The following is a 19,980-nucleotide window of genomic DNA, read 5'->3' on the forward strand; positions in this document are numbered from 1 at the left end:
GTTGATCGCCTGGGTGGCACTGCGGACCCGCGCACAGCCTCGAACCTGTACGGCGCGCATTTGTTGCGCCGCTCTTGCGAGGTAACTGCCATGAGCCAGCCACGTCCCGACGATGAACCCCTGTGGAAAGATCCGCTGAACAACCCGCAACGCGAGCACGATCCGCTCAGCGACCCGAATGTCTCTGACCCGCAGCGGCGCGACCAGCCCGAGGACGTCGAGCGGGTGCCCGACGACCAGCCCCTGGACGATCGCCTGCCCGAACCCGACCAGCCGACCCCGCTGTCGGACGAACGCCGCTAATCGGCGCTCAGCTCGTGCACTTGCCAGCGCACCGAGCTGACGCCTTTCTCCAGGCTCACCCGGCTGACCAGGCGTTCCAGCTGGGTGGGCGCATCGGGGCTGCCCATCAGCTCGGCGCGTACTTCCAACTTGGCCGGGTTGGCCAGGTCTTCACTGTGCAGCGACTGCAGGCGCAGGCCGCCGTTGCCGAAGCTGTGCAGCATCAGGCTGCGCACCTGGATTTCATCCTCGGCGCGGCAGGTGATGCGCACCTCGAAGCGCTGCTCGGCCTCGTTGGCCGGCAGCACGTCCTGATGATTCAGACGCTGGGCGATGTCGCGCAGCAGGATATTGGCGCAGAGCACCACGCAGCTGCCCAGCGCCGCCTCCAGCAACAGCCCCAGGCTGCACAGCACGCCAATGGCGGCGGTGCACCAGAGCGTCGCAGCGGTGTTCAGCCCGCGTACGTTGAGGCCGTCGCGCATGATCACACCACCGCCCAGAAAGCCGATGCCCGAGACCACATAGGCGGCAACCCGTGAAGCGTCGGTGGCGGCCATGCCCGGCACTGCCTGGGTCATCAGCACGAACAGGCAGGCGCCGGTGCTGACCAGGGCATTGGTGCGCAGGCCGGTCAGGCGCTGACGCAGTTGACGTTCGGCGCCAATCAGCGCCCCGAGTACCAGCGCGACGGTGACGCGCAGCAGAAATACTTTCCAATCCATAGCAAACCTCGAATCCACGGCAATACGCCGCGTTGTCATCGCCAGTGGGCGATGTACGTGAACAAAGAGAATGCGCAGGGCCACGGGCCTTGAACACCGGTGAAGGTGCAAGGTGTGCGGGAAGGAGAATGAGGATTTGTCATCCACAAGGGATGCGAATCGCCACTGACCGCCATGTTCGGCGTGCCAGTGACAGGGGGAACCTGCTGAACTAGCGCGCCGTGTGGACCTGTCGCAATCGACTAGGGCTACTGTCCAATGCAGGACTCCTGTGTAGGCATGCAAAAATGCGGGCGAGAAACTAACCCTCGGGCAGCGCAGGGTCAAGGGTAAAAACATGACAATTGTTGCATTGGCAGCGGATCGTTGCAGATATGCAACGCTGTGGGTCATCGTGTTGTCTTTCCCAGGTGCGCTTCAAAAGCTACTGTTCCCTGAAAGGACTTTCGAGAGACCTGTGTGCAACCTTTGATCAATTACTGGCGGCTGGTGCTGCATCCCGGTGCGGATACCCTGCGCTTTGCCTTGCGGACCATCGTTGCCTGCCTGTTGACCCTGTACCTGGCGTTCATCTTCGACCTCGACCAACCGAAGTGGTCGGTGATGGCGGTGTTCATCGTCAGCCAGCCGCTGGGCGGCATGACCTTGCAACGCAGCTTCGCCCAGGTGCTCGGCACCACCCTCGGCGCGGCGGTGGCGGTGTTGATCATGGCGGTATTCGCGCAGGCGCCATTGCCGTTCATTATCACCCTGGCCCTGTGGCTGGCCCTGTGTACCGCCGGCGGCACCTTGCTGCGCTACACCAGCTCGCATGCCTTCGTGCTCAGCGGCTTTACCGCCGTGGTGGTGGCGATGCTGGCGATCCCCGAGCAGGACAACACCCTGATGCTGGCCATTACCCGGGTCACCGAAACCCTGCTGGCGGTGGCCTGCGTGTGTGCGGTGAGCCTGCTCAGTGCACGGCCGCAGGCAGTGGCCACGGGCTATTTTGCCAAGGTCGACAACCTCATCAAACTGATGGCCAGCCACGCTGCGGCGGCGATTCGCGGTGAAGAGAGCGCGGCCGAGTTCAGCAAGCGGCAGATGCAGATCCTTGGCGAGATCAGCGCCCTGGAAGGACTGCGCCGCCACCTGTATTTCGACGCCCCGCATTTGCGCGGGGCCAACGGCCTGGTGCAACTGCTCGGCAACCAGTTGGTGCTGCTCAGCTCGCGGCTGACGGTGCTGCGTAACCAGAAGCTGATGATCGCCGAGCGCTGGCAGGGCAGTTACCCGGAGTTCATCAGCCGCTTGCTGGCCGACGAGCTGGCTTTTCTCGACCAGCTGGCGCGGCAGGGCCGGGCCTTGCCAGCCGAGGCACGCGAGCATTTCAGCGCCTTGCAGCGGCGTTTCGACCAGGCCGCGCTACAGGCCGAGCAGCTGCAAAGCGACCTGCCAACGCCGCTTCGCTCATTGGCCTGGGCCTTGCGCTGGGAGCAGGCGCGCCTGCTCGAACAGCTCGGCGAAATGCTCGAACTCAGCGATGCCATCCAGGAAGGCCGTGCCGGCGATTGCCTGTACCGCCAGGGCCGCAGCAATCCCTTGCACCTGGACTGGCGCCTGGCGGCGATGAACGCCAGCCGCGCCTTTATTGCCCTGGTCGCGGCCGGGCTGATCTGGATCGAAACCGCCTGGGACGGCGCCCGCGCCGGCATGATTCTGGTGGGCATCCTCTGCTCGTTGATGGCGACCTTTCCGCGCCCGCTGATGGCGGCGCAGAACTACGCCCGCGGCCTGGGCCTGGCGCTGCTGGTGTCGGCGCTGTACCAGTTCTGGCTGATCCCGCAGGTGGTCGATTTCGAAATGCTCGCGCTGCTGCTGTTGCCCTTGCTCTATGTAGTGGCGGTGGGGCTGTCGGGGCCGATGACCGCCGGCATCGGCATGGGCCTGGGCTTGTCGAGCTTCTTGCTGTTTGGCCCGCAGAACATCGGCGCCTGGCAGAACACCGCGATGCAATGGTTCGAATTCGCCGGTGCCTATGTGTGTGGCGCGGCGCTGTCGCTGATGGTGTATGCGTGGATTTTCCCGTTCAACCCGCAATTGCGCATCGAACGGCTGTTTCGTGAAACCCGCGAACAGGTGTATGCCTTGCTCAAGGGCCCGGCCTCGGACGCGCGCCAGTTCGCTTTTGAGAGCCGCATGCTCGACCGCCTGACCCTGATTATCGGCCTGCTGCCAGCGACCCGTGATGAGCGCTCGCGGGGGCTGTTCGAGGTCAACCTGGCGTGCATGGCCCTGGGCGTGGCCTTGCGCCAGTTGCAGGAGCAGGGCAGGGCCAACCCATTGCTGCCCGAGGCCCTGCGCGCGCAGCTTGAGCAGGTATTGCGCAACACCGGCCGCTATATCGCGGGGCGCACCGCGCTGGTGCTGCCAGACTTGCTGCAGACCCTGCAGGCGTTGGGCGAGCGCCTGGACAACCTGCACGGCGAACAACTGCAGGCGCCGGCCGAGCAGTTGCGCTCGTTGTTTCGCATTCGTGTGGCGTTGCTGGTGATCGCGGGCTTTTTGCGTCACTACAGCCCCTACCTTGAACCCGCTGCCGAAGGAGCCCCGGCCCTTGCCCATTGATTTCGAGATTGGCGGCGTCTACCTGCCGCCGATCGCCCAGGCCCTGCTGCTGGCCATACCGCTGTTGATCGCCGTGCTCTGGCTGCTGCAAAAGCTTGGGGTGATGCAGCGGGTCTGGCATCCGGCATTGTTTGAAGGCGCGCTGTACGCCTGCCTGTGCGCCTTGATCATCCTGTACATGGGGAACTGAACCTTGAACAAACTTGTGGCCCAGGTTTCGACCCTGGTTATGGTGGTAATGGCGCTGCTGCTCGGCTGGTTTGCCTGGGAGCATTACACCCGCGCGCCCTGGACCCGCGATGCGCGGGTGCGCGCCGACGTGGTGACGCTGTCGGCGGATGTCGCCGGGCGCATCGTCAGCCTCAAGGTGGCGGATAACCAGCACGTCGACCAAGGCCAGTTGCTGCTGCAAATCGACCCCGAGCGCTATGCCCTGGCGGTCGAACATGCGCGCCGCGCCATCGAAGTGGCGCGGGCCAGCGAAGGCCTGGCCCAGGCGGCGATCATCTCAAGCCAGGCCTTGCTCAAGCAGCGCCAGAGCGAAGAACAACGGCGCCGCACCCTCAAGCAAGGCTTTGCCATCTCCGGTGAAGAATGGGAGAAATCCAGCACCGACGTGGCCGTGGCCCAGGCCGAACTGATGCGCGGCCAGGCCAACCTGAGCCTGGCCACCGCCAACGTGCAACTGGCCACTGCCGCCTTGACCCAGGCCGAGCTTGACCTGCAACACACACAGATTGTTGCCCCGGTCAGCGGTTATGTGACCAACCTGCTGACCCGCCAGGGCGACTACGCCACGGCCGGCGGACCTTTACTGGCCCTGGTCGACAGCGGCTCGTTCCATATCAGCGGCTATTTCGAGGAAACCAAGCTGCCGCGCATCCACCCGGGCAGCAAGGTCGACATCGCCCTGATGAGCGGCGAACGCTTCCAGGGCACGGTGCAGAGCATCGCCTACGCCATCACCGACCGCGAAAACGCCCCTGGCAACCGCCTGCTGGCCAACATCAACCCCAGCTACACCTGGGTGAAGCTGGCCCAGCGGGTGCCGGTGCGCATCGACATCGACCCAGGCTTTGCCGGCAAAGCCGACCTGCGGGCCGGTACCACGGCGACGGTGACGGTGCGCGAATAGGGTCGAGGTGGTAGGCTTTGCGGCGTTTCTGCCCAGCCACGCGAAGCTCGACGCATGATCCTCAACCTCGCTGTATTTCTCTGCACCCTGACGGCCATGGAGGGCATCGGCTACCTGGCGCATCGCTACATCATGCACGGCTGGGGCTGGTTCCTGCATCGCTCGCACCATGAACCGCACCTGGGGGCGCTGGAAACCAACGACCTCTACCTGCTGGCCCTGGCCCTGATCGCCTTGGCCCTGGTGGCCATCGGCCGCGCCGGGCATGCGCCGTTGCAGTGGGTGGGGGCGGGCGTGGCGGCGTTCGGGGTGATCTACGTGATCATCCATGACGGCATCGTCCACCGCCACTGGCCGTTTGCGCCACGGCCGCGCAACCGTTACCTCAAGCGCTTGTACCGCGCGCACCTTCTCCACCATGCGCTGAAGGGGCGGGATAACAATGTCTCGTTCGGGTTCCTGTATGCACCGCCCATGCACAAGATCAAGCAGCAATTGCGCGCGCGGCGCCGGGGTTGACCCGCAGGCGCGCAATTTCATACAAGATTGTCCGGTGCCGCATGCGTAAGGTAGTAGTGTTCTGTACATGGAGAAGCGTATGAGCCTGCACATCGAAACCCCGTTGATCGCCTCGCGTCCGTTGAGCCTGGCCAGTGGCCTGGAGGTCTGGCTGAAGCTCGACGCGCTGCAGCCCTCCGGCTCGTTCAAGCTGCGCGGCATCGGCGCTGCCTGTGAAGCCTATGCCAAACAGGGCAAGCGCCGCTTCGTGTCGTCCTCGGGCGGTAATGCCGGCATCGCCGTGGCCGTGGCCGGGCGCATTCTCGGCCTGGCGGTGACCGTGGTGGTGCCGGAGACCACCACCGAGCGGGCCAAGCAGCTGATTCGCCAGGAACAGGCCGAGGTGATCGTGCATGGCAAGGCCTGGCACGAGGCCAATGCCCTGGCGCTGTCGCTGATGGGCGAGGATGACGCCTATATCCACCCCTTCGACGACCCGCTGCTATGGCAAGGCCACGCGAGCATGATCGACGAGGTCGCCGCTACCCGCTTCAAGCCCGATGCGGTAGTGGTCGCGGTCGGCGGCGGTGGTTTGTTGTCGGGGGTCTGTGAAGGCCTGGCGCGCAACGGCTGGGGCCAGGTGCCGGTGTTTGCCGTAGAAACCAGCGGCGCCGCGTCACTGGCCGCGGCCATGGCGCAAAAGCAGCTGGTGGCGCTGGACGGGGTCAACACCGTGGCCACTTCGCTGGCGGCCAAGCAAGTGTGCCAGCGCGCCTTCGAGTGGAGCCAGGAGCGGCCGGTGGTCAGCCATGTGGTCAGTGACCAGGCGGCGCTGGACGCCTGCGAGCAGTTCCTGCTCGACCAGCGCATCCTGGTCGAGCCCGCCTGCGGTGCAGCCCTGGCCCTGGCGTACGCGCCCACGGCCGAGCTCAAGCAGCACCAGAAGGTGCTGGTGATCGTGTGTGGCGGCGTCACCGCAACCCTCGACCAGATCCGCCAATGGCGCGCGGCCTGCTAGTTGGATAGCGTCGTCCATCAGGCTCCCGGGCATCCAGGCGTACGCCTGATCGATGCCCGTTACCAGCAATTTGCCTTTCCCCGGCATTTTCACCTGGAGTACCACATCGGCCTGATCGTCACCGGCCAGCAGCGCTACGCCGCTGGCGGCACGCGCCAGCTGGCCGGGGCCGGGGACATCCTGCTGATGGCCCCGGAGCACGTGCACGACGGCGCCAGTGCCGATGACCAGGGCTACGGCATCCGTATCCTGACCCTTGATCCTGCCTGGCTGGCCGAGGTCAGCCGTGACCTGAGCGACGGCCGCCAGGGCCTGCCCAACCTCAATGCCTTGCAACTGCGCCACCCGCAGTTACAGCAGCTGCTTAATGGTTTGCACCAGCCGCACGACCCGCTGGCGTTTGCAAGTCACCTGTGGGAAACCCTGGCGCTGCTGCTCGGGCTGGGTTCCACCCTCAACGTGAACGAGCACAGCAACGGTTTTGATCCACAGCGTTGGCGGCAGTTGCGTGAATGGCTGGAGTCGCGCCTGGATCAGCCGCCGAGCCTGGAAGAAATGGCTGCATTCGTTGATTTGAGCCCGTGGCAGCTATTGCGCCGCTTTCGCAATCACTGCGGCTTGCCGCCCCAGCAATGGTTGACCCACCTGCGTCTGGAGCGGGCCTTGCCGCGGGTGCTGGCCGGGCAGCCCTTGAGTGAAATTGCCCTGGACCTGGGCTTCTACGACCAGGCCCATTTCAGCCGCCTGTTTCGCCGCACCTACGGCGCGCCACCGCGGGGCCTGAAGGTGCTTAAGCGCTAACCCGGGCGTATTCTCAGCGCCTGGGCACATCACCGGCAACCGTGGTCCGGAACATCTCGCGGCGCATGCCGTGGTAGTCAGCGATCGGCAGGTGCCAGGTGCTGCGGTTGTCCCAGATCGCCAGGGTTCCCTGACGCCAGCGCATGCGGCAGGTAAAAGCGGGTGCGCTGGCCAGGTTGAACAGGTAGTCGAGCAGCGGCCTGGCTTCTTCGCTGCGCAAACCCTGGATGCCAAGGGTGTAGGCAGGGTTGATGAACAGCACCTTCTCGCCGGTTTGCGGATGACGGGTCACCAGCGGGTGGCTGCGCATGTCCTGCGAGGTGTCGCTGCCATAGTGGATGGCCATGTTTTCCAGCAGGGCGTTGTGGTTGGCGCCGACCCCGTAGGCCCGCTCGGGGCTGTGCAGTGCATCGAGAGTGTCCAGCAGCGCCTGCATGCCCGCTGACAGCCATTGATAGGCCAGTGCCAGGTTGGCGTAGCAGGTATCGCCACCGTAAGGCGGGATGTCGTGGCCGTAGAGCAGGGTGTAGGCCGGCGGGCGCTGCTGGAAGGTCCAGTCGCTGTGCCAGGCGCCACCGAACACGAAGGGTGCCTTCTCGTCGGCCTCCTTGACCACGTGCACCACGTGCGGATGGTCGGCCATGGTGGTCACGTAGGGCTCGCGGCCGAATTCGCCGAACTGTCGGGTGACCCGTTCAAGGTCGGCAAGGCGCAGGTTCTGCTCGCGAATGAACAGCACCTTGTGCGCCAGCAGCGCCTGGCGCAGTTCGACCCAGCCTGCGTCCTCCAGGCGGTTCAAGTCGAGGCCCTCGACGTCGGCACCGAGGGCGCCGGTGCTGGGCAAGACGCGCAAGTGGCGGTAATCGGCTGCGCGGTTGTGGTCGGGATGGCAGTAGATGAATTCGCTCATGACGGACACTCGTGTGGGCCTGCTGTCATCGGGATTGCAGTTCATCGCGCAGCGCGGCTGCAACCGGGTCGGGGTCATGTCCACGGCTCACCCACCAGCCAAAGCCTGCCGCCGTGAAGAACATGATCAAACTGTAGATCGCCGCCGGTATGGCCATGGTCGAGTTGTTCAGCAGGCTAGGGGCCAGCGCCAGGGCAATCGCCAGGGTGCCGTTGTGGATGCCGATCTCCATGCCGATGGCAATCGCCTGGCGCTTGGGGATTTTCAGCAGCCGTGGCAACCAGTAGCCGACGCCCAGGCTCAGCAGGTTGAACAGCAGCGCCGCGCCGCCTACCACCGGGGCATAGTCGACGACGGTCTGCCAGTCCTTGACCATTGCCAGGACAATCGTGAATACCAGAAACAGCGCGGCGATGATCTTCATCGGCCGCTCCATGCGCGCGGCAAAGCCCGGCGCCAGGCGGCGGATCAGCATGCCGATGGCCACCGGCACCAGGACAATGGCAAACACCTGCAGCACCTTGGCAAACTGCAGCGGGATGGCCTGGTCGGCGGCCATGAAGTAGGCCAGCGACAGGTTGACCAACAGCGGCATGGTCAGGATCGCAATCAGCGAGTTGACCGCCGTCAGGGTCACGTTCAAGGCCACGTCACCGTGGGCCAGGTGGCTGAACAGGTTGGCGGTGGTGCCGCCAGGGGATGCGGCCAGCAGCATCAGGCCTACCGCCAAAGCAGGGGCCAGGCCAAAGCCCTTGGCGATCAGAAAGCAAATGAACGGCAGCAGCAGGATCTGGCAGGCCAGGCCGATCAGCACCGGCCGGGGGAACTTCACCACCCGGGCAAAATCGGCCAGGGTCAGGGTCAGCCCCAGGCCGAGCATGATGAAACCCAGGGCGATGGGCAGGAAGGCACTGAGTAGTGGGGAAGCGGTCATATCGGTCAGCTCACGCCAGAAGGATGAACGGCAGTGTAGGTGAGGATAGCGTCCAGCGTTGGCAGCACCGCGACCTCAAGCCCAGGCGGTGCACTTGGGATTTGCGTTAGAATGGCGGCAGTTTGCCATTATTCAGGACAATACAGGAGTTGTCTCTTGCCTCGCGCCCTTATCCATTACTCGTCCCAGCCACTGAGCGTTTTCAACAACAGGCTGTTTGAGGTCAATACGCAGCACCGCCTGTATGCCGTGGGCGTTAATCGCGGACTCACCACATGGGAAGGAAAACCCGTTAGCGCAATCGTGTTCACGGGTGCGGCAGTTGATGAATTCGAAATCCATCCGTTTAACTTCCCGTTTTTTTTCAAGCACCTGATCGGTCAATACTGGACATGTGAGAAAGGTGACGTGCTTTTTACTAGCGCGCATTCTGTAGGCAATGACGTCTTGCACGTGACTGGGCTTAGCTATCTACCTTCCAGCGCTGAGCGGGTCAGGAGCATGAACACGCGTCTATGGGCATTGAATGTCACCCTGGCTCTGATTTTCTTGGCGTTAATAGCGATGATCCTCACCGATTTGTCGGGCGATTTGGGCACACTGCTCAGAGAATGGCTTAAGGCCGGCTCTTGGGGAATTACCCACGGCACGATGCTGGCAACGTTGCTTTCCTGGGCTGTGCTGCTGACACCTCAACTGAGCAATGATCATAAAAAAGCTGAAAAATTTAAGGCTGAGCTGCAATCACTGGGGGTTTGGCGGGATCCATGGCCCCACTGGAAGCGTCGCGGCCTGTTACTGGTAACGGTGCTAGGCGTTCCTGCATTGATCTATTTCTGGCTGGGTTGATCTCATTACATACCTTGCGGTTTATGCCTGGCAGACAGTAGCATCGCCGCTTTTGCCCCAGGACCCGATACCCGATGCAGTTTCAGCCAGGCATTCTCGCCGCCCCCGTTCCCGCCCAGGCCCGCCACCTGTTCTTCACCTTGCACTCACCCGCTGCATTGCCGGGCGTGCTCGATGGGCTGCTGCAGCAGGTTGATGGCAGCCGTGTGGTGGCCGGTTTCGGCGCGCCGCTGGTGCAGGCCCTGGGTGGCAGCATCGACGGCCTGCGCGGGTTTCCCCAGCTGACCGCGGCGGTCGACAACCCCTGCACCCAGCACGACCTGTGGCTGTGGCTGCGCGGTGACGACCGTGGCGAGCTGTGGCTGCACAGCCAGGCGCTTGAGCACCTGCTGGCCCCGGCCTTGAAACTGGCCGAGGCCACCGATGCCTTCCGCCACAAGAGCGGCCACGACCTGACCGGCTACGAAGATGGCACCGAGAACCCGGTGGAAGACGCTGCCGTTGAAGCGGCGATCCTTGCCAGTGACGTGCCGGGTTTGAACGGTTCGAGCTTTGCCGCGTTCCAGCTGTGGCGCCATGACCTCAATTGTTTCAAAGCTTTGCCGCAAGCCGAACAGGACGACATCATCGGCCGGCGCAAGGCCGACAACGAAGAGCTCGACGACGCGCCGGAGTCGGCCCACGTCAAGCGCACCGCCCAGGAAAGCTTCGCCCCTGAAGCCTTTATCGTCCGCCGCTCGATGCCCTGGGCGGATGAGCGTGGTGCCGGCCTGGCGTTCCTGGCTTTCGGTCACTCGTTTGATGCGTTTGAAGTGCAACTGCGGCGCATGAGCGGCCTGGAAGATGGCGTGGTCGATGCCCTGTACCGCTTCAGCCGGCCGCTGACCGGCGGCTATTACTGGTGCCCGCCGCTGGGCGAGCATGGGTTGGATTTGAGCGCTGTGCTCGGGCGCTGAATCAATCGCGGGTCAAGTCGAGTCGTCGCACCGCCGCTCCCACAGGATTGATGCAGACCTGTAGGAGCGGGCTTGACCCGCGATGAGGCCCGTACAAGTGTAAGAAAATTTTACGGACTTTTTACGAAGGTGCGTCAAGCACAAAGCCATACTGCCGGCGCATTTCTTCGAGACGTCTGACCGTGAGCCAAGCCGCAACTTCCGCAAGCGCCCATTCCCCCGTAAAAACTTCGTCACTGAGCCTGTTGATCGCCGCCGCCGGCGTGGTCTATGGCGATATCGGCACCAGCCCGCTGTACACCTTGAAGGAGGTCTTCGCCGGCCATTACGGCGTGCAGGCCAACCATGACGGTGTGCTCGGCATCCTCTCGCTGGTGTTCTGGTCGCTGATCTGGGTGGTGACCATCAAGTACGTGCTGTTCGTGCTGCGTGCCGACAACCAGGGCGAAGGCGGGATCATGGCCCTGACCGCCCTGGCGCGGCGGGCGGCGGCGCCGTACCCGCGCTTGAGCCGGGTGTTGGTGCTGCTCGGGCTGTTTGGCGCGGCCTTGTTTTACGGCGACAGCATGATCACTCCGGCGATTTCCGTGCTGTCGGCGGTGGAGGGGCTGCAACTGGCCTTTGACGGCATCGACCATTGGGTCGTGCCCTTGGCGGTGGTGGTGCTGGTGGCGCTGTTTCTGATCCAGAAGCATGGCACCGCACGCATCGGGATCATTTTCGGCCCGGTCATGGTGCTGTGGTTCAGCGTGCTTGGCGCGCTGGGCATCTATGGCATCGTCCAGCGCCCGGAAGTGCTGCTGGCGATGAACCCGGCCTGGGCGGTGAACTTCTTTATCGTCCACCCGGGCATGGGCGTGGCGATTCTTGGCGCGGTGGTGCTGGCCCTGACCGGCGCCGAGGCGCTGTATGCCGACATGGGCCATTTCGGCCGCAAGCCGATTGCCCGCGCCTGGATCCTGCTGGTGCTGCCGGGGCTGGTACTCAACTATTTCGGTCAGGGCGCGCTGATCCTCGGCAACCCCGAGGCGGTCCGCAACCCGTTCTACCTGCTGGCCCCGGACTGGGCGCTGCTGCCGATGATCGCCCTGGCCACTCTGGCGACCATCATTGCCTCCCAGGCGGTGATTTCCGGCGCCTTCTCGCTGACGCGCCAGGCGATTCAGCTGGGCTACGTGCCGCGCATGTTCATCCAGCACACCTCAAGCCAGGAGCAGGGGCAGATCTACATCGGCACGGTGAACTGGGCGCTGATGGTCGGCGTGGTGCTGCTGGTGATCGGCTTCGAGTCGTCCGGCGCCCTGGCGGCAGCCTATGGCGTGGCGGTCACTGGCACCATGCTGATCACCACCTTGCTGTCTTCGGCGGTGGTACTGCTGCTGTGGAAGGCTCCGCGCTGGCTGGCGCTGCCGTTGCTGTTGGGCTTCTTGCTGGTCGACAGCCTGTACTTTGCCGCCAACGCGCCGAAGATCTTCCAGGGCGGCGCCTTCCCGGTAATCGCCGGTATCGCCTTGTTCATTCTGATGACCACCTGGAAACGCGGACGCAAGATCATCGTCGAGCGCCTCGACGAATCGGCCTTGCCGCTGCCGCTGTTCATCAGCAGCCTGGCTGCGCAACCGCCGCACCGGGTGCAGGGCACTGCGGTGTTCCTCACCGCCCGCGCCGACGCCGTGCCCCACGCGCTGCTGCATAATCTGCTGCACAACCAGGTGTTGCACGAGCGGGTGGTGCTGCTCACCGTGGTGTCCCAGGACCGGCCGCGGGTGCCGGCGGCCCAGCGTTTTGAAGTACAGGCCTTTGGCGAGGGCTTCTATCGGGTCAACCTCAACTTCGGTTTTATCGAAGAACCCGACGTACCGGCGGCGCTGCAACTGTGCCACCTCAAGGACCTGGATTTCAGCCCGATGGTGACCACCTACTTCCTCAGCCGCGAGACGGTGATCCCGACCAGGCGCATCGGCATGGCGCGTTGGCGCGAGGCGCTGTTCGCGTTCCTGCTGAAGAACGCCAACAGCAACCTCAAGTACTTCAACCTGCCGCTGAACCGGGTGATCGAGCTGGGCACCCAGGTCGAGATGTAGCCCGGGGCCTAGGCGGTGGCCGCTGCGGCCAGCGGCGCCGCCTTGCGCACCAGGCGCTGCAGGCGGCTGGCGATGGCAAAGCCGATCAGCGCCAGCAGCATCATGGCGATGAACACATAGTTGTAGCCTTGCTGGCCGGGGAAGTGGTCAAGGAGCGCGCCGTAGCCGACGTAGGCGAACATCCCCGGCGCATAGCCGATCAGGCAGCCGATGCCAAAGGCAGAGCCGGTGATGTGCGGGGCGATCCCGACTTCACCCATCGGCGCCCAGAACACCCCGCGCATGGAAAACACGATGAAGGCGAACGACAGCGTCGCGGCCATGCCGGCATAGATGAAGCCCGGGCTCTTGGGCACCAGGAGGATGATCGCCATCATCGGCAGCAGCGCCAGGAACGCCCACTTCAGGTAGCGGCTGGGGCTCTTGAAGTGCTTGTCGGCGATAAAACCGCCGGCCGGCCCGCCGAGGATCTTCAGCATGTACTGGTTGATGATGCCGTAGGCGCCGACCAGTGCCACCGGCAGGCCGTAGACTTCCTTCAGGTAGGGGATGAAGTAGGTCAGGCCGCAGTAGACGATGTAGACCATGAACACGTTGAAGCTGACCAGCCAGATCGCCGGCACCTTGATTGCCTCCATAAGGTTGGCCAGCGGGTTCTTGGCGCTGGTCTGGGCCTGGGCCTGATTGCCTTTGAGCAAGAACCAGGTCAGCACTCCGGCGGCGATGTCGATCAGCGCGTAGAACAGGATCGCCGCTTTCAGGCCGTGTTCGCCGCTGCCCAGGGCAACGAACACGCCCAGCGCACTAAACGCCACCAGGGTGTCGACCACCCCGCGGCCGCCTTCGAGCAGGCCAAACATGCGCCCTTGCTCCTGATCGTTGCCCAGGCCGCGAATGGCCTTGAGCAGCGCCGGCCAGTAGATGCAGTCGGCGCACACCGCCAGCAGGCAGAACACCAGCATCAGGCTGCTGAACGGCGGGAAGGTGGCCAGGTACAGGCCCAGGGCGCCGGTACCGATCAGGCCCAGGGGGATCAGCTTGCGGGTATCAAAACGGTCAGCGAGCATGCCGCCGACCACGAACAGGCCAGTGGCGATGATGGCGTTGGCGCTGAGCAGCAAGCCGATCTGGGTGTGCGAGAGGCCCATGAACTCCTGCATGGGTACGTAGAACGCATCCTTGAGGTTGGCCAGTTTGTAGACGGTGCCGCCACCGAGGATCAGTATCAGGAACTTGAACCATTTGGCCTTGTTTTGCGCAGTCATTGTTATTCTCCAGGCGTAGTGGGGTAGGGGCTCAAAGGCTGGCAGGGCTGGCCAGGGTCAACTCGGCGAGGGTGCGCAACTCGGCCAGCAAGGTTTTCACGTAGCTGACCTGGTTGTTGGCCCAGCGCTGTTCGCCGGCCAGCATCTGCTCGAGGGTCAGGCCGGCGGGCAGCGGCGTGTCGCTCATTTCCCGGTAGGCAATGAACGGGTCGGCCAGCTCGTTGCGCTGGCGGAAGGCCGGGGCGAGGTAGTGGTTTTCCTGTTCGAGGATGAAGGCGATCACTTGCGGCTGCTGTTCACCGAGCATCAGCAGCTCGAACAGCATGCGCGCGCCGGGCAGCTCGTCCTCGGCGCTGCCCTGCAGTACCCCGCAGTGGCCAAAACCCTGGTCTTCGGCCACCACCCGCACGCCCTTGAGGTGGCTCTGGCGGATATGCGGGGCGAGGTTGTGCAGGGCCTGCAGCGGTTGCTCGCAGGCATTGATCATGTTGCCGAAATCGAACAGGGCATTGAGCCGCGGATGATTGACCTGGCGCAGCAACTGGGCGATCTCGTCGCTCTTGAGCTCTTCATGCTGCTCGAAATCAAAATGCAGGTCGTGGGCATCGGCCAGCCGGGCCAGGTACAGCAGGTCGCCACCGATCTGGTCCATGACCTGCGAGAGCAGGCCTTCATAACGCGAGTACACGCGAATATTGCGGCTGCCGATGACCTTGGCCACGGCCACCACCGCATCGACGTCGGCCTTGCGCGTGCTGCTGATTTCCAGGTGCACGTCCAGTTGCAATGCGCGGGCTTTTTCGGCGAAGGCACACAACTGCCCGGCGTTCATCTGCGACAGGCTGTTGTGCTCGCCATCGAGCATGTGCAGGCTCAGCCCGGCCAGTTCATGGCGATAGGCGAAGTCGAGCAGGTCAAACGGCGTGACGCGGCCGTGGGTGAGGTTGGTCAGCAGCGGATAGGCGTGGGCAAACAGCCGCGCCTGGTCGAGGCGTTCAAGCAGGCGGCTGGCCAGCTCGCGGGTCAGCAGCGGCGCCTGGGCACCTTGCGCATTGTGGTTCAGTAACGTAGCGAAGCGTTCTTGTAGTGTGTTCATTCGAGTCGTTCCTGGTGCGGGCACCGGTTCTACCGGCGCCGTCTTTATCGCGCCGGCAAGGAACACTCGATAGATCCATTACGGATCATTTGATAAGGCCACTTTCAGACCCGGTGGCCAATCGCCCGCAGCGCCTGGACCAGCGCCTCGACCTTGGCCTCGGCCTGGTCCTGTGGCGTGCCGGCAAAGCCAAGCAACAGTGCCGGCGGCAAGTAGCGGTTCAGGCAGTAGTCGCTCAGGGCGTAGGTGTGCACGCCATGCTCGGCCAGTTGCCGGGCCAGGGCCTGGTCATCGAGCTGCGGCGCAAGCCAGGCGATCAGGTGCATGCCGGCCTCGACCGGGGCCACCTGGAAAAAACCGCCCAGGCGCCGCTGCAGCACCTCGAGCAGGCACTGCTGGCGGGCCTGGTACAGCGCCCGCATGCGGCGGATATGGCCAATGAAGTGGCCTTCGCTCATGAAATCGGCGGTCACCGCCTGCAGCAGGGTCGGCGGGCTGCGGTCGAGCACTGCGCGCAAGGTGCAGAACGGCTCGACCAGGGCCTGGGGCAGAATCACATAGCCCAGGCGCAAGGAGGGGAACAGCACCTTGCTGAAGGTGCCGACATAGATCACCCGTTCGCTCTGGTCCATGGCATACAGCGCCGGCAACTGCCGACCGGCGTAGCGCAGCTCGCTGTCGCAATCGTCTTCAATGATCCAGCTGCCGCTGGCAGCCGCCCAGGCAATCAGCGCCAGGCGCCGGTTGTGGCTGAGGGTCATGCCCAACGGGTGCTGGCGCGACGGGGTGGTGAAGGCCAGGCGCGCTTCGGGGCAATCACGAATACCCTGTTGCACGTCGATACCCTGGTCATCGACGCGCACCGGCACCACCCGGCAGCCGTGGGCCTGAAAGGCGATGCGCGCGGCGATATGCCCCGGGTCTTCCATCCACAGCGGCTCGTCGGGGTTGAGCAGCAGCATCGCCAGCAGGTTGAAGGCCTGCTGGGCGCCGGAGACGATCACCACCTGCTGCGCGTCGCAATCGATACCGCGGGCGTCGAACACGTACTCGGCAATGGCCTGGCGCAGCGTCTGCAGGCCTTGCAACTCGCCATAACCGAGCAGGGCCTTGCTCGGCTTGTGGCCGTGGCGGTTGAGCAGGCGCTTCCACAATGCCTGGGGAAAGGCCTCGAAAGCGCCATGGCTGGGCAGGAACGAGATCGGCGCCTGATCGCCGCAGTGGGCGTAGGACACCCCGCGAAAATGATCGCTGCGCAGCGACAGCATCGTCTGGGTCAGGTCCGACAGTTTGGGCGGCGCAGGTGCTGACGGCTCGGCATCGGTACTGCGCTGCCACTCATCACCGACATAGGTGCCAGCGCCGGTGCGCGAGACCAGGAAACCCTCGGCAATCAGCTGGTCGAAGGCATTGAGCAGGGTGATGCGCGAAACCTGCAATTCCTGGCTCAAGGTGCGCGTCGACGGTAGGCGAATGCCCCCTTGCAGACGGCCGGTGAGGATCTGCTTGCGGATCTGCAGGTACAGCTGGCGATAAAGCGGGGTGGCGCTGTCGCGATCGAGGTCGATACCTGCAAACAGCAAACCGGCGGGGGACTTCATCGAGCTCTCGCAGACACTAGGAAGGGCCTGGACATGCTACGAGAAAGCCCGCCAGGCGGCCAGCCCAGGGCGCTTGTCATCAAATGAAAACAGCTTGTCGTCCGATGCGAAGCACCTGCCTGGCGTAGGGCATAGAGTCCAGTCAACAAGAATTGACGCACGGCGTCAGGATGACTGGAGTGACATGCATGGCCAAAGTCGTACGCTTCTATGAAACCGGTGGCCCCGAGGTCCTGCGCTACGAGGACGCCGAGGTCGGCGAGCCGGGCCCGGGCCAGGTTCGCCTGCGCCAGGTGGCGGTGGGGCTGAACTACGCCGACACCTACTTTCGCAACGGCACCTACCCGATCCCGCTGCCAAGCGGCATGGGCGTCGAGGCCTCGGGGGTGGTGCAGGCGGTGGGCGAGGGCGTGACCCAGGTGGCGGTGGGCGACCGGGTGACCTACACCGGTTTTCTCAACACCCTGGGCGCCTATTGCACCGAGCGGCTGATTCCGGCGGCAGCCTTGATCAAGCTACCGGAAACCATCGCCTTCGAAACCGCCGCAGCAATGACCATGCGCGGCCTGACCTCGGCCTACCTGATGCGCCGCCTGTATGACTTCAAGCCGGGTGACAGCGTGCTGCTGCACGCCGCCGCCGGCGGTGTCGGCCTGATTGTCTCGCAGTGGGCGCGCCTGCTCGGGCTGACGGTGATCGGCACGGTGTCCACCGACGCCAAAGCCGAAGTGGCCCGCGCCCATGGCTGCAGCCACACCATCAACTACAGCCATGAAGACGTCGCCAAGCGCGTGCGCGAGCTGACTGACGGGGTTGGCGTCAACGTGGTGTTCGACAGCGTCGGCAAGAGCACCTTCATGGCCTCGCTCGATTCGCTCAAGCGCCGCGGGCTGATGGTCTGCGTCGGCACCGCCTCGGGCACTATCCCGCCGTTCGACCCGCAGATCCTGGCGATCAAGGGCTCGCTGCACCTGACCCGCCCGGCCCTGGCCGACTACATCGCCGACCCGGCGGAGAAGGCGGACCTGGCCGGCGAGCTGTTCGAGCATGTCAGCAGCGGGCGGATCAAGATCGAGATCAACCAGCACTACGCCTTGCAGGATGCGGTTCAGGCTCACCGTGACCTGGAAGCGCGCAAAACCACCGGCTCGTCAATCTTCGTCATCTGAAGAGGGCAACAGCATGCACATCGAACAACTGACCTGCGCCATCGGTGCCGAAATCACCGGGGTCAATCTGGCAGATGCAATTGATGACGACGACCTGTTCGAGCAGCTGCGTGCGCAGTTGCTCAAGCACCGGGTGCTGTTCTTGCGCGATCAGACCTTCAGCCGCGCCGAGCATGTGGCCTTTGCCCAGCGCTTCGGCGAGCTGGAAGACCACCCGGTGGCCGGCAGCGACCCCGAACACCCGGGCCTGGTGCAGATCTACAAGCGCCCGGACCAGCCGGCCGATCGCTACGAGAACGCCTGGCACACCGACGCCACCTGGCGCGAGGCGCCGCCCATGGGTTGCGTGCTGCGCTGTGTGGAGTGCCCGCCGGTGGGCGGCGACACCATGTGGGCGAACATGGCGCTGGCCTACCAGAACCTGCCGGATGACGTGAAGGCGCGGATCGAGGGCCTGCGCGCCCGGCACAGCATCGAAGCCAGTTTTGGCGCGGCGATGGCGCTGGAAAAACGCCTGGCGCTCAAGGCGCAGTTCCCCGACGCCGAGCACCCGGTGGTGCGCACCCACCCGGACACCGGCGAGCCGGTGCTGTTCGTCAATGCCTTCACCACCCACTTCAGCAACTACCACACCCCGCAGCGAGTGCGTTTCGGCCAGGACGCCAACCCCGGTGCCAGTGACCTGCTGCGCTACCTGATCAGCCAGGCCTACCTGCCCGAGTACCAGGTGCGCTGGCGCTGGAAACCCAACAGCGTGGCGATCTGGGACAACCGCAGCACCCAGCATTACGCGGTGATGGACTACCCAGCGTGCCACCGCAAGATGGAGCGCGCCGGCATCAAGGGCGAGCGCACCTTCTGAAGGCCAGCAACACCCCAGGACAATAACAAGACCGAGGACTACAGCATGCAATTCTTCGACGATTCGTTGCACCCGGAAAACATGGAAAAGGTGGTGATCACCGTGGCTCCCTATGGCCCGGAGTGGATGCCCGAGGACTTTCCCGAAGACATCCCGCTGACCATGGACGAGCAGGTGCAAAAGGCAGTCGACTGCTATGAGGCCGGCGCAACCGTGCTGCACCTGCACGTGCGCGAGCTGGACGGCAAGGGCTCCAAGCGCCTGTCGAAGTTCAACGAACTGATTGCCGGCGTGCGCGAAGCGGTACCGGAGATGATCATCCAGGTCGGTGGCTCGATCTCGTTCGCCCCGGAAAGCGACGGCGAGGCGGCCAAGTGGTTGTCCGATGACACCCGGCACATGCTCGCCGAGCTTACGCCCAAGCCCGACCAGGTCACCGTGGCGATCAACACCACGCAGATGAACATCATGGAGCTGCTGTACCCGGAGTACCTGGAGGGCACCTCCCTGGCCCATCCGGCGATCCACGCCGCTTACAGCGAAATGACCGTGCCGGCCGGCCCGGCCTGGGTGCGCGAACACCTGCGCCGCCTGCAGGCCAGCAACATCCAGCCGCACTTCCAGTTGACCGGCATGCACGCCCTGGAAACCCTCGAACGCATCGTGCGCAAGGGCGACTACATGGGCCCGCTGAACCTGACCTGGATCGGCATTGGTGGCGGCTTCGACGGCCCCAACCCGTTCAACTTCTTCAACTTCATTCACCGTGCGCCCAATGGCTGCACGCTGACTGCCGAATCGCTGCTGAAAAACGTGCTGCCGTTCAACACCATGGCCCTGGCCATGGGGCTGCACCCGCGTTGCGGCAACGAAGACACCATTATCGACCAGCACGGCAAGCGCTTCGGTTCGGTGCAGCAAATCCAGCAGACCGTACGCGTGGCCCATGAACTGGGCCGTGAGATCGCCAACGGCAAGGAAGCGCGGGCCATTTACCGCATCGGTGAGCAGTACAGCAGCATCGAGCAGACCCTCAAGGCCAACGGCATGGCACCTAACCGCCAGCCGGGCCAGAAGGGTGTGCCGCAGCGCGCCTGATTGGCCAGGCCCGGCACGTGGTTACGTGCCGGGCCGGCGATCCACAGCGCTGACCGTCGGGCTTTTCAGCTTTTCAATAAAAACAATAAG

19 protein-coding genes are annotated in these 19,980 nt (G+C 64.2%); 13 read left to right on the plus strand and 6 right to left on the minus strand.

Annotation, left to right across the window (positions count from 1 at the left end; all coding sequences use genetic code 11):
* Window positions 1–90: 90 nt before the first annotated feature.
* On the plus strand, window positions 91–303 hold the full coding sequence (locus ACIOVF_RS25955) for a hypothetical protein (protein WP_093382866.1): 213 nt from the start codon (window positions 91–93) through the stop codon (window positions 301–303).
* Here the strand turns inward: ACIOVF_RS25955 and ACIOVF_RS25960 are convergent.
* Entirely contained in the window at window positions 300–1,007 is a 708-nt protein-coding gene (locus tag ACIOVF_RS25960; protein WP_045200921.1) for an MgtC/SapB family protein, read from the minus strand. The genes ACIOVF_RS25955 and ACIOVF_RS25960 overlap by 4 nt on opposite strands.
* A gap of 459 nt (window positions 1,008–1,466) precedes the next feature.
* On the opposite strand from ACIOVF_RS25960, the gene ACIOVF_RS25965 reads away from it, so the two are divergent.
* The 6 genes from ACIOVF_RS25965 to ACIOVF_RS25990 all read left to right on the plus strand — a co-directional run bounded on the left by ACIOVF_RS25965 (window position 1,467) and on the right by ACIOVF_RS25990 (window position 7,066).
* Entirely contained in the window at window positions 1,467–3,614 is a 2,148-nt protein-coding gene (locus ACIOVF_RS25965) for an FUSC family protein (RefSeq protein ID WP_195884093.1), read from the plus strand.
* Window positions 3,604–3,804 (plus strand): DUF1656 domain-containing protein, encoded by a 201-nt coding sequence (locus ACIOVF_RS25970; RefSeq protein ID WP_401293584.1) that lies wholly within the window; start codon window positions 3,604–3,606, stop codon window positions 3,802–3,804. Before ACIOVF_RS25965 ends, ACIOVF_RS25970 begins: the two co-directional genes overlap by 11 nt.
* A 39-nt stretch (window positions 3,805–3,843) precedes the next feature.
* A complete protein-coding gene (locus ACIOVF_RS25975; protein WP_401293653.1) occupies window positions 3,844–4,749 on the plus strand; it encodes an HlyD family secretion protein in 906 nt (301 codons plus the stop codon).
* A 54-nt stretch (window positions 4,750–4,803) separates the two neighbouring features.
* Window positions 4,804–5,268: a sterol desaturase family protein gene (locus ACIOVF_RS25980; RefSeq protein WP_045200915.1), complete on the plus strand. Its 465-nt coding sequence runs from the start codon at window positions 4,804–4,806 to the stop codon at window positions 5,266–5,268.
* A 79-nt stretch (window positions 5,269–5,347) separates the two neighbouring features.
* The gene (locus tag ACIOVF_RS25985) at window positions 5,348–6,265 is read left to right on the plus strand and encodes a pyridoxal-phosphate dependent enzyme (RefSeq protein ID WP_045200913.1); all 918 of its coding nucleotides are present in this window, start codon (window positions 5,348–5,350) and stop codon (window positions 6,263–6,265) included.
* Window positions 6,266–7,066 (plus strand): AraC family ligand binding domain-containing protein, encoded by an 801-nt coding sequence (locus ACIOVF_RS25990; RefSeq protein ID WP_401293588.1) that lies wholly within the window; start codon window positions 6,266–6,268, stop codon window positions 7,064–7,066. It begins immediately after the preceding gene.
* 13 nt (window positions 7,067–7,079) lie between these two features.
* Here ACIOVF_RS25990 and ACIOVF_RS25995 read toward each other — a convergent pair whose 3' ends face one another.
* Entirely contained in the window at window positions 7,080–7,976 is an 897-nt protein-coding gene (locus ACIOVF_RS25995; protein WP_401293591.1) for a TauD/TfdA dioxygenase family protein, read from the minus strand.
* Window positions 7,977–8,001: 25 nt separating this feature from the next.
* A complete protein-coding gene (locus ACIOVF_RS26000; RefSeq protein ID WP_401293594.1) occupies window positions 8,002–8,910 on the minus strand; it encodes a bile acid:sodium symporter family protein in 909 nt (302 codons plus the stop codon).
* A 156-nt stretch (window positions 8,911–9,066) separates the two neighbouring features.
* Here ACIOVF_RS26000 and ACIOVF_RS26005 point away from each other — a divergent pair, with 156 nt between their 5' ends.
* The 3 genes from ACIOVF_RS26005 to ACIOVF_RS26015 all read left to right on the plus strand — a co-directional run bounded on the left by ACIOVF_RS26005 (window position 9,067) and on the right by ACIOVF_RS26015 (window position 12,799).
* Window positions 9,067–9,759, plus strand: a complete 693-nt coding sequence (locus ACIOVF_RS26005; protein ID WP_401293596.1) for a hypothetical protein — start codon at window positions 9,067–9,069, stop codon at window positions 9,757–9,759.
* Between the two features lie 74 nt (window positions 9,760–9,833).
* Window positions 9,834–10,715, plus strand: coding sequence for a Dyp-type peroxidase (locus ACIOVF_RS26010; protein WP_401293599.1), 882 nt, complete (start codon window positions 9,834–9,836; stop codon window positions 10,713–10,715).
* 182 nt (window positions 10,716–10,897) lie between these two features.
* The gene (locus tag ACIOVF_RS26015) at window positions 10,898–12,799 is read left to right on the plus strand and encodes a potassium transporter Kup (RefSeq protein ID WP_045200902.1); all 1,902 of its coding nucleotides are present in this window, start codon (window positions 10,898–10,900) and stop codon (window positions 12,797–12,799) included.
* 8 nt (window positions 12,800–12,807) lie between these two features.
* Here the strand turns inward: ACIOVF_RS26015 and ACIOVF_RS26020 are convergent, their stop codons facing one another.
* From ACIOVF_RS26020 to ACIOVF_RS26030, 3 genes are all read right to left on the minus strand, one after another.
* Complete coding sequence (locus ACIOVF_RS26020) at window positions 12,808–14,064, minus strand: MFS transporter (RefSeq protein WP_258606700.1); 1,257 nt, start codon at window positions 14,062–14,064, stop codon at window positions 12,808–12,810.
* A 31-nt stretch (window positions 14,065–14,095) separates the two neighbouring features.
* Complete coding sequence (locus tag ACIOVF_RS26025) at window positions 14,096–15,160, minus strand: xylose isomerase (protein WP_401293603.1); 1,065 nt, start codon at window positions 15,158–15,160, stop codon at window positions 14,096–14,098.
* Between the two features lie 104 nt (window positions 15,161–15,264).
* A complete protein-coding gene (locus tag ACIOVF_RS26030; protein ID WP_093382913.1) occupies window positions 15,265–16,761 on the minus strand; it encodes a PLP-dependent aminotransferase family protein in 1,497 nt (498 codons plus the stop codon).
* A gap of 188 nt (window positions 16,762–16,949) precedes the next feature.
* On the opposite strand from ACIOVF_RS26030, the gene ACIOVF_RS26035 reads away from it, so the two are divergent.
* The 3 genes from ACIOVF_RS26035 to ACIOVF_RS26045 are packed head-to-tail and all read left to right on the plus strand — an operon-like array spanning window position 16,950 to window position 19,890.
* Window positions 16,950–17,930, plus strand: a complete 981-nt coding sequence (locus ACIOVF_RS26035; protein WP_045200893.1) for a quinone oxidoreductase — start codon at window positions 16,950–16,952, stop codon at window positions 17,928–17,930.
* 13 nt (window positions 17,931–17,943) lie between these two features.
* Window positions 17,944–18,792 (plus strand): TauD/TfdA family dioxygenase, encoded by an 849-nt coding sequence (locus ACIOVF_RS26040; protein WP_045200891.1) that lies wholly within the window; start codon window positions 17,944–17,946, stop codon window positions 18,790–18,792.
* A gap of 45 nt (window positions 18,793–18,837) precedes the next feature.
* Window positions 18,838–19,890: a 3-keto-5-aminohexanoate cleavage protein gene (locus ACIOVF_RS26045; protein WP_045200889.1), complete on the plus strand. Its 1,053-nt coding sequence runs from the start codon at window positions 18,838–18,840 to the stop codon at window positions 19,888–19,890.
* The last annotated feature ends 90 nt before the right edge of the window (window positions 19,891–19,980 follow it).

Origin of the sequence: Pseudomonas sp. NPDC087612 (genome assembly GCF_044743505.1) — a bacterium.
GTDB lineage: Bacteria > Pseudomonadota > Gammaproteobacteria > Pseudomonadales > Pseudomonadaceae > Aquipseudomonas.

Bases quoted from the DNA above. Each gene is read 5' to 3' on its own strand.
- ACIOVF_RS25980 (WP_045200915.1), top strand. From the start codon at position 4,804: ATGATCCTCAACCTCGCTGTATTTCTCTGCACCCTGACGGCCATGGAG.
- ACIOVF_RS25985 (WP_045200913.1), top strand. From the start codon at position 5,348: ATGAGCCTGCACATCGAAACCCCGTTGATCGCCTCGCGTCCGTTGAGC.
- ACIOVF_RS26040 (WP_045200891.1), top strand. From the start codon at position 17,944: ATGCACATCGAACAACTGACCTGCGCCATCGGTGCCGAAATCACCGGG.
- ACIOVF_RS25960 (WP_045200921.1), bottom strand. From the start codon at position 1,007: ATGGATTGGAAAGTATTTCTGCTGCGCGTCACCGTCGCGCTGGTACTC.
- ACIOVF_RS25995 (WP_401293591.1), bottom strand. From the start codon at position 7,976: ATGAGCGAATTCATCTACTGCCATCCCGACCACAACCGCGCAGCCGAT.
- ACIOVF_RS26000 (WP_401293594.1), bottom strand. From the start codon at position 8,910: ATGACCGCTTCCCCACTACTCAGTGCCTTCCTGCCCATCGCCCTGGGT.
- ACIOVF_RS25975 (WP_401293653.1), top strand. From the start codon at position 3,844: ATGGTGGTAATGGCGCTGCTGCTCGGCTGGTTTGCCTGGGAGCATTAC.
- ACIOVF_RS25955 (WP_093382866.1), top strand. From the start codon at position 91: ATGAGCCAGCCACGTCCCGACGATGAACCCCTGTGGAAAGATCCGCTG.
- ACIOVF_RS26010 (WP_401293599.1), top strand. From the start codon at position 9,834: ATGCAGTTTCAGCCAGGCATTCTCGCCGCCCCCGTTCCCGCCCAGGCC.
- ACIOVF_RS26035 (WP_045200893.1), top strand. From the start codon at position 16,950: ATGGCCAAAGTCGTACGCTTCTATGAAACCGGTGGCCCCGAGGTCCTG.
- ACIOVF_RS26045 (WP_045200889.1), top strand. From the start codon at position 18,838: ATGCAATTCTTCGACGATTCGTTGCACCCGGAAAACATGGAAAAGGTG.
- ACIOVF_RS26025 (WP_401293603.1), bottom strand. From the start codon at position 15,160: ATGAACACACTACAAGAACGCTTCGCTACGTTACTGAACCACAATGCG.
- ACIOVF_RS26030 (WP_093382913.1), bottom strand. From the start codon at position 16,761: ATGAAGTCCCCCGCCGGTTTGCTGTTTGCAGGTATCGACCTCGATCGC.
- ACIOVF_RS26020 (WP_258606700.1), bottom strand. From the start codon at position 14,064: ATGACTGCGCAAAACAAGGCCAAATGGTTCAAGTTCCTGATACTGATC.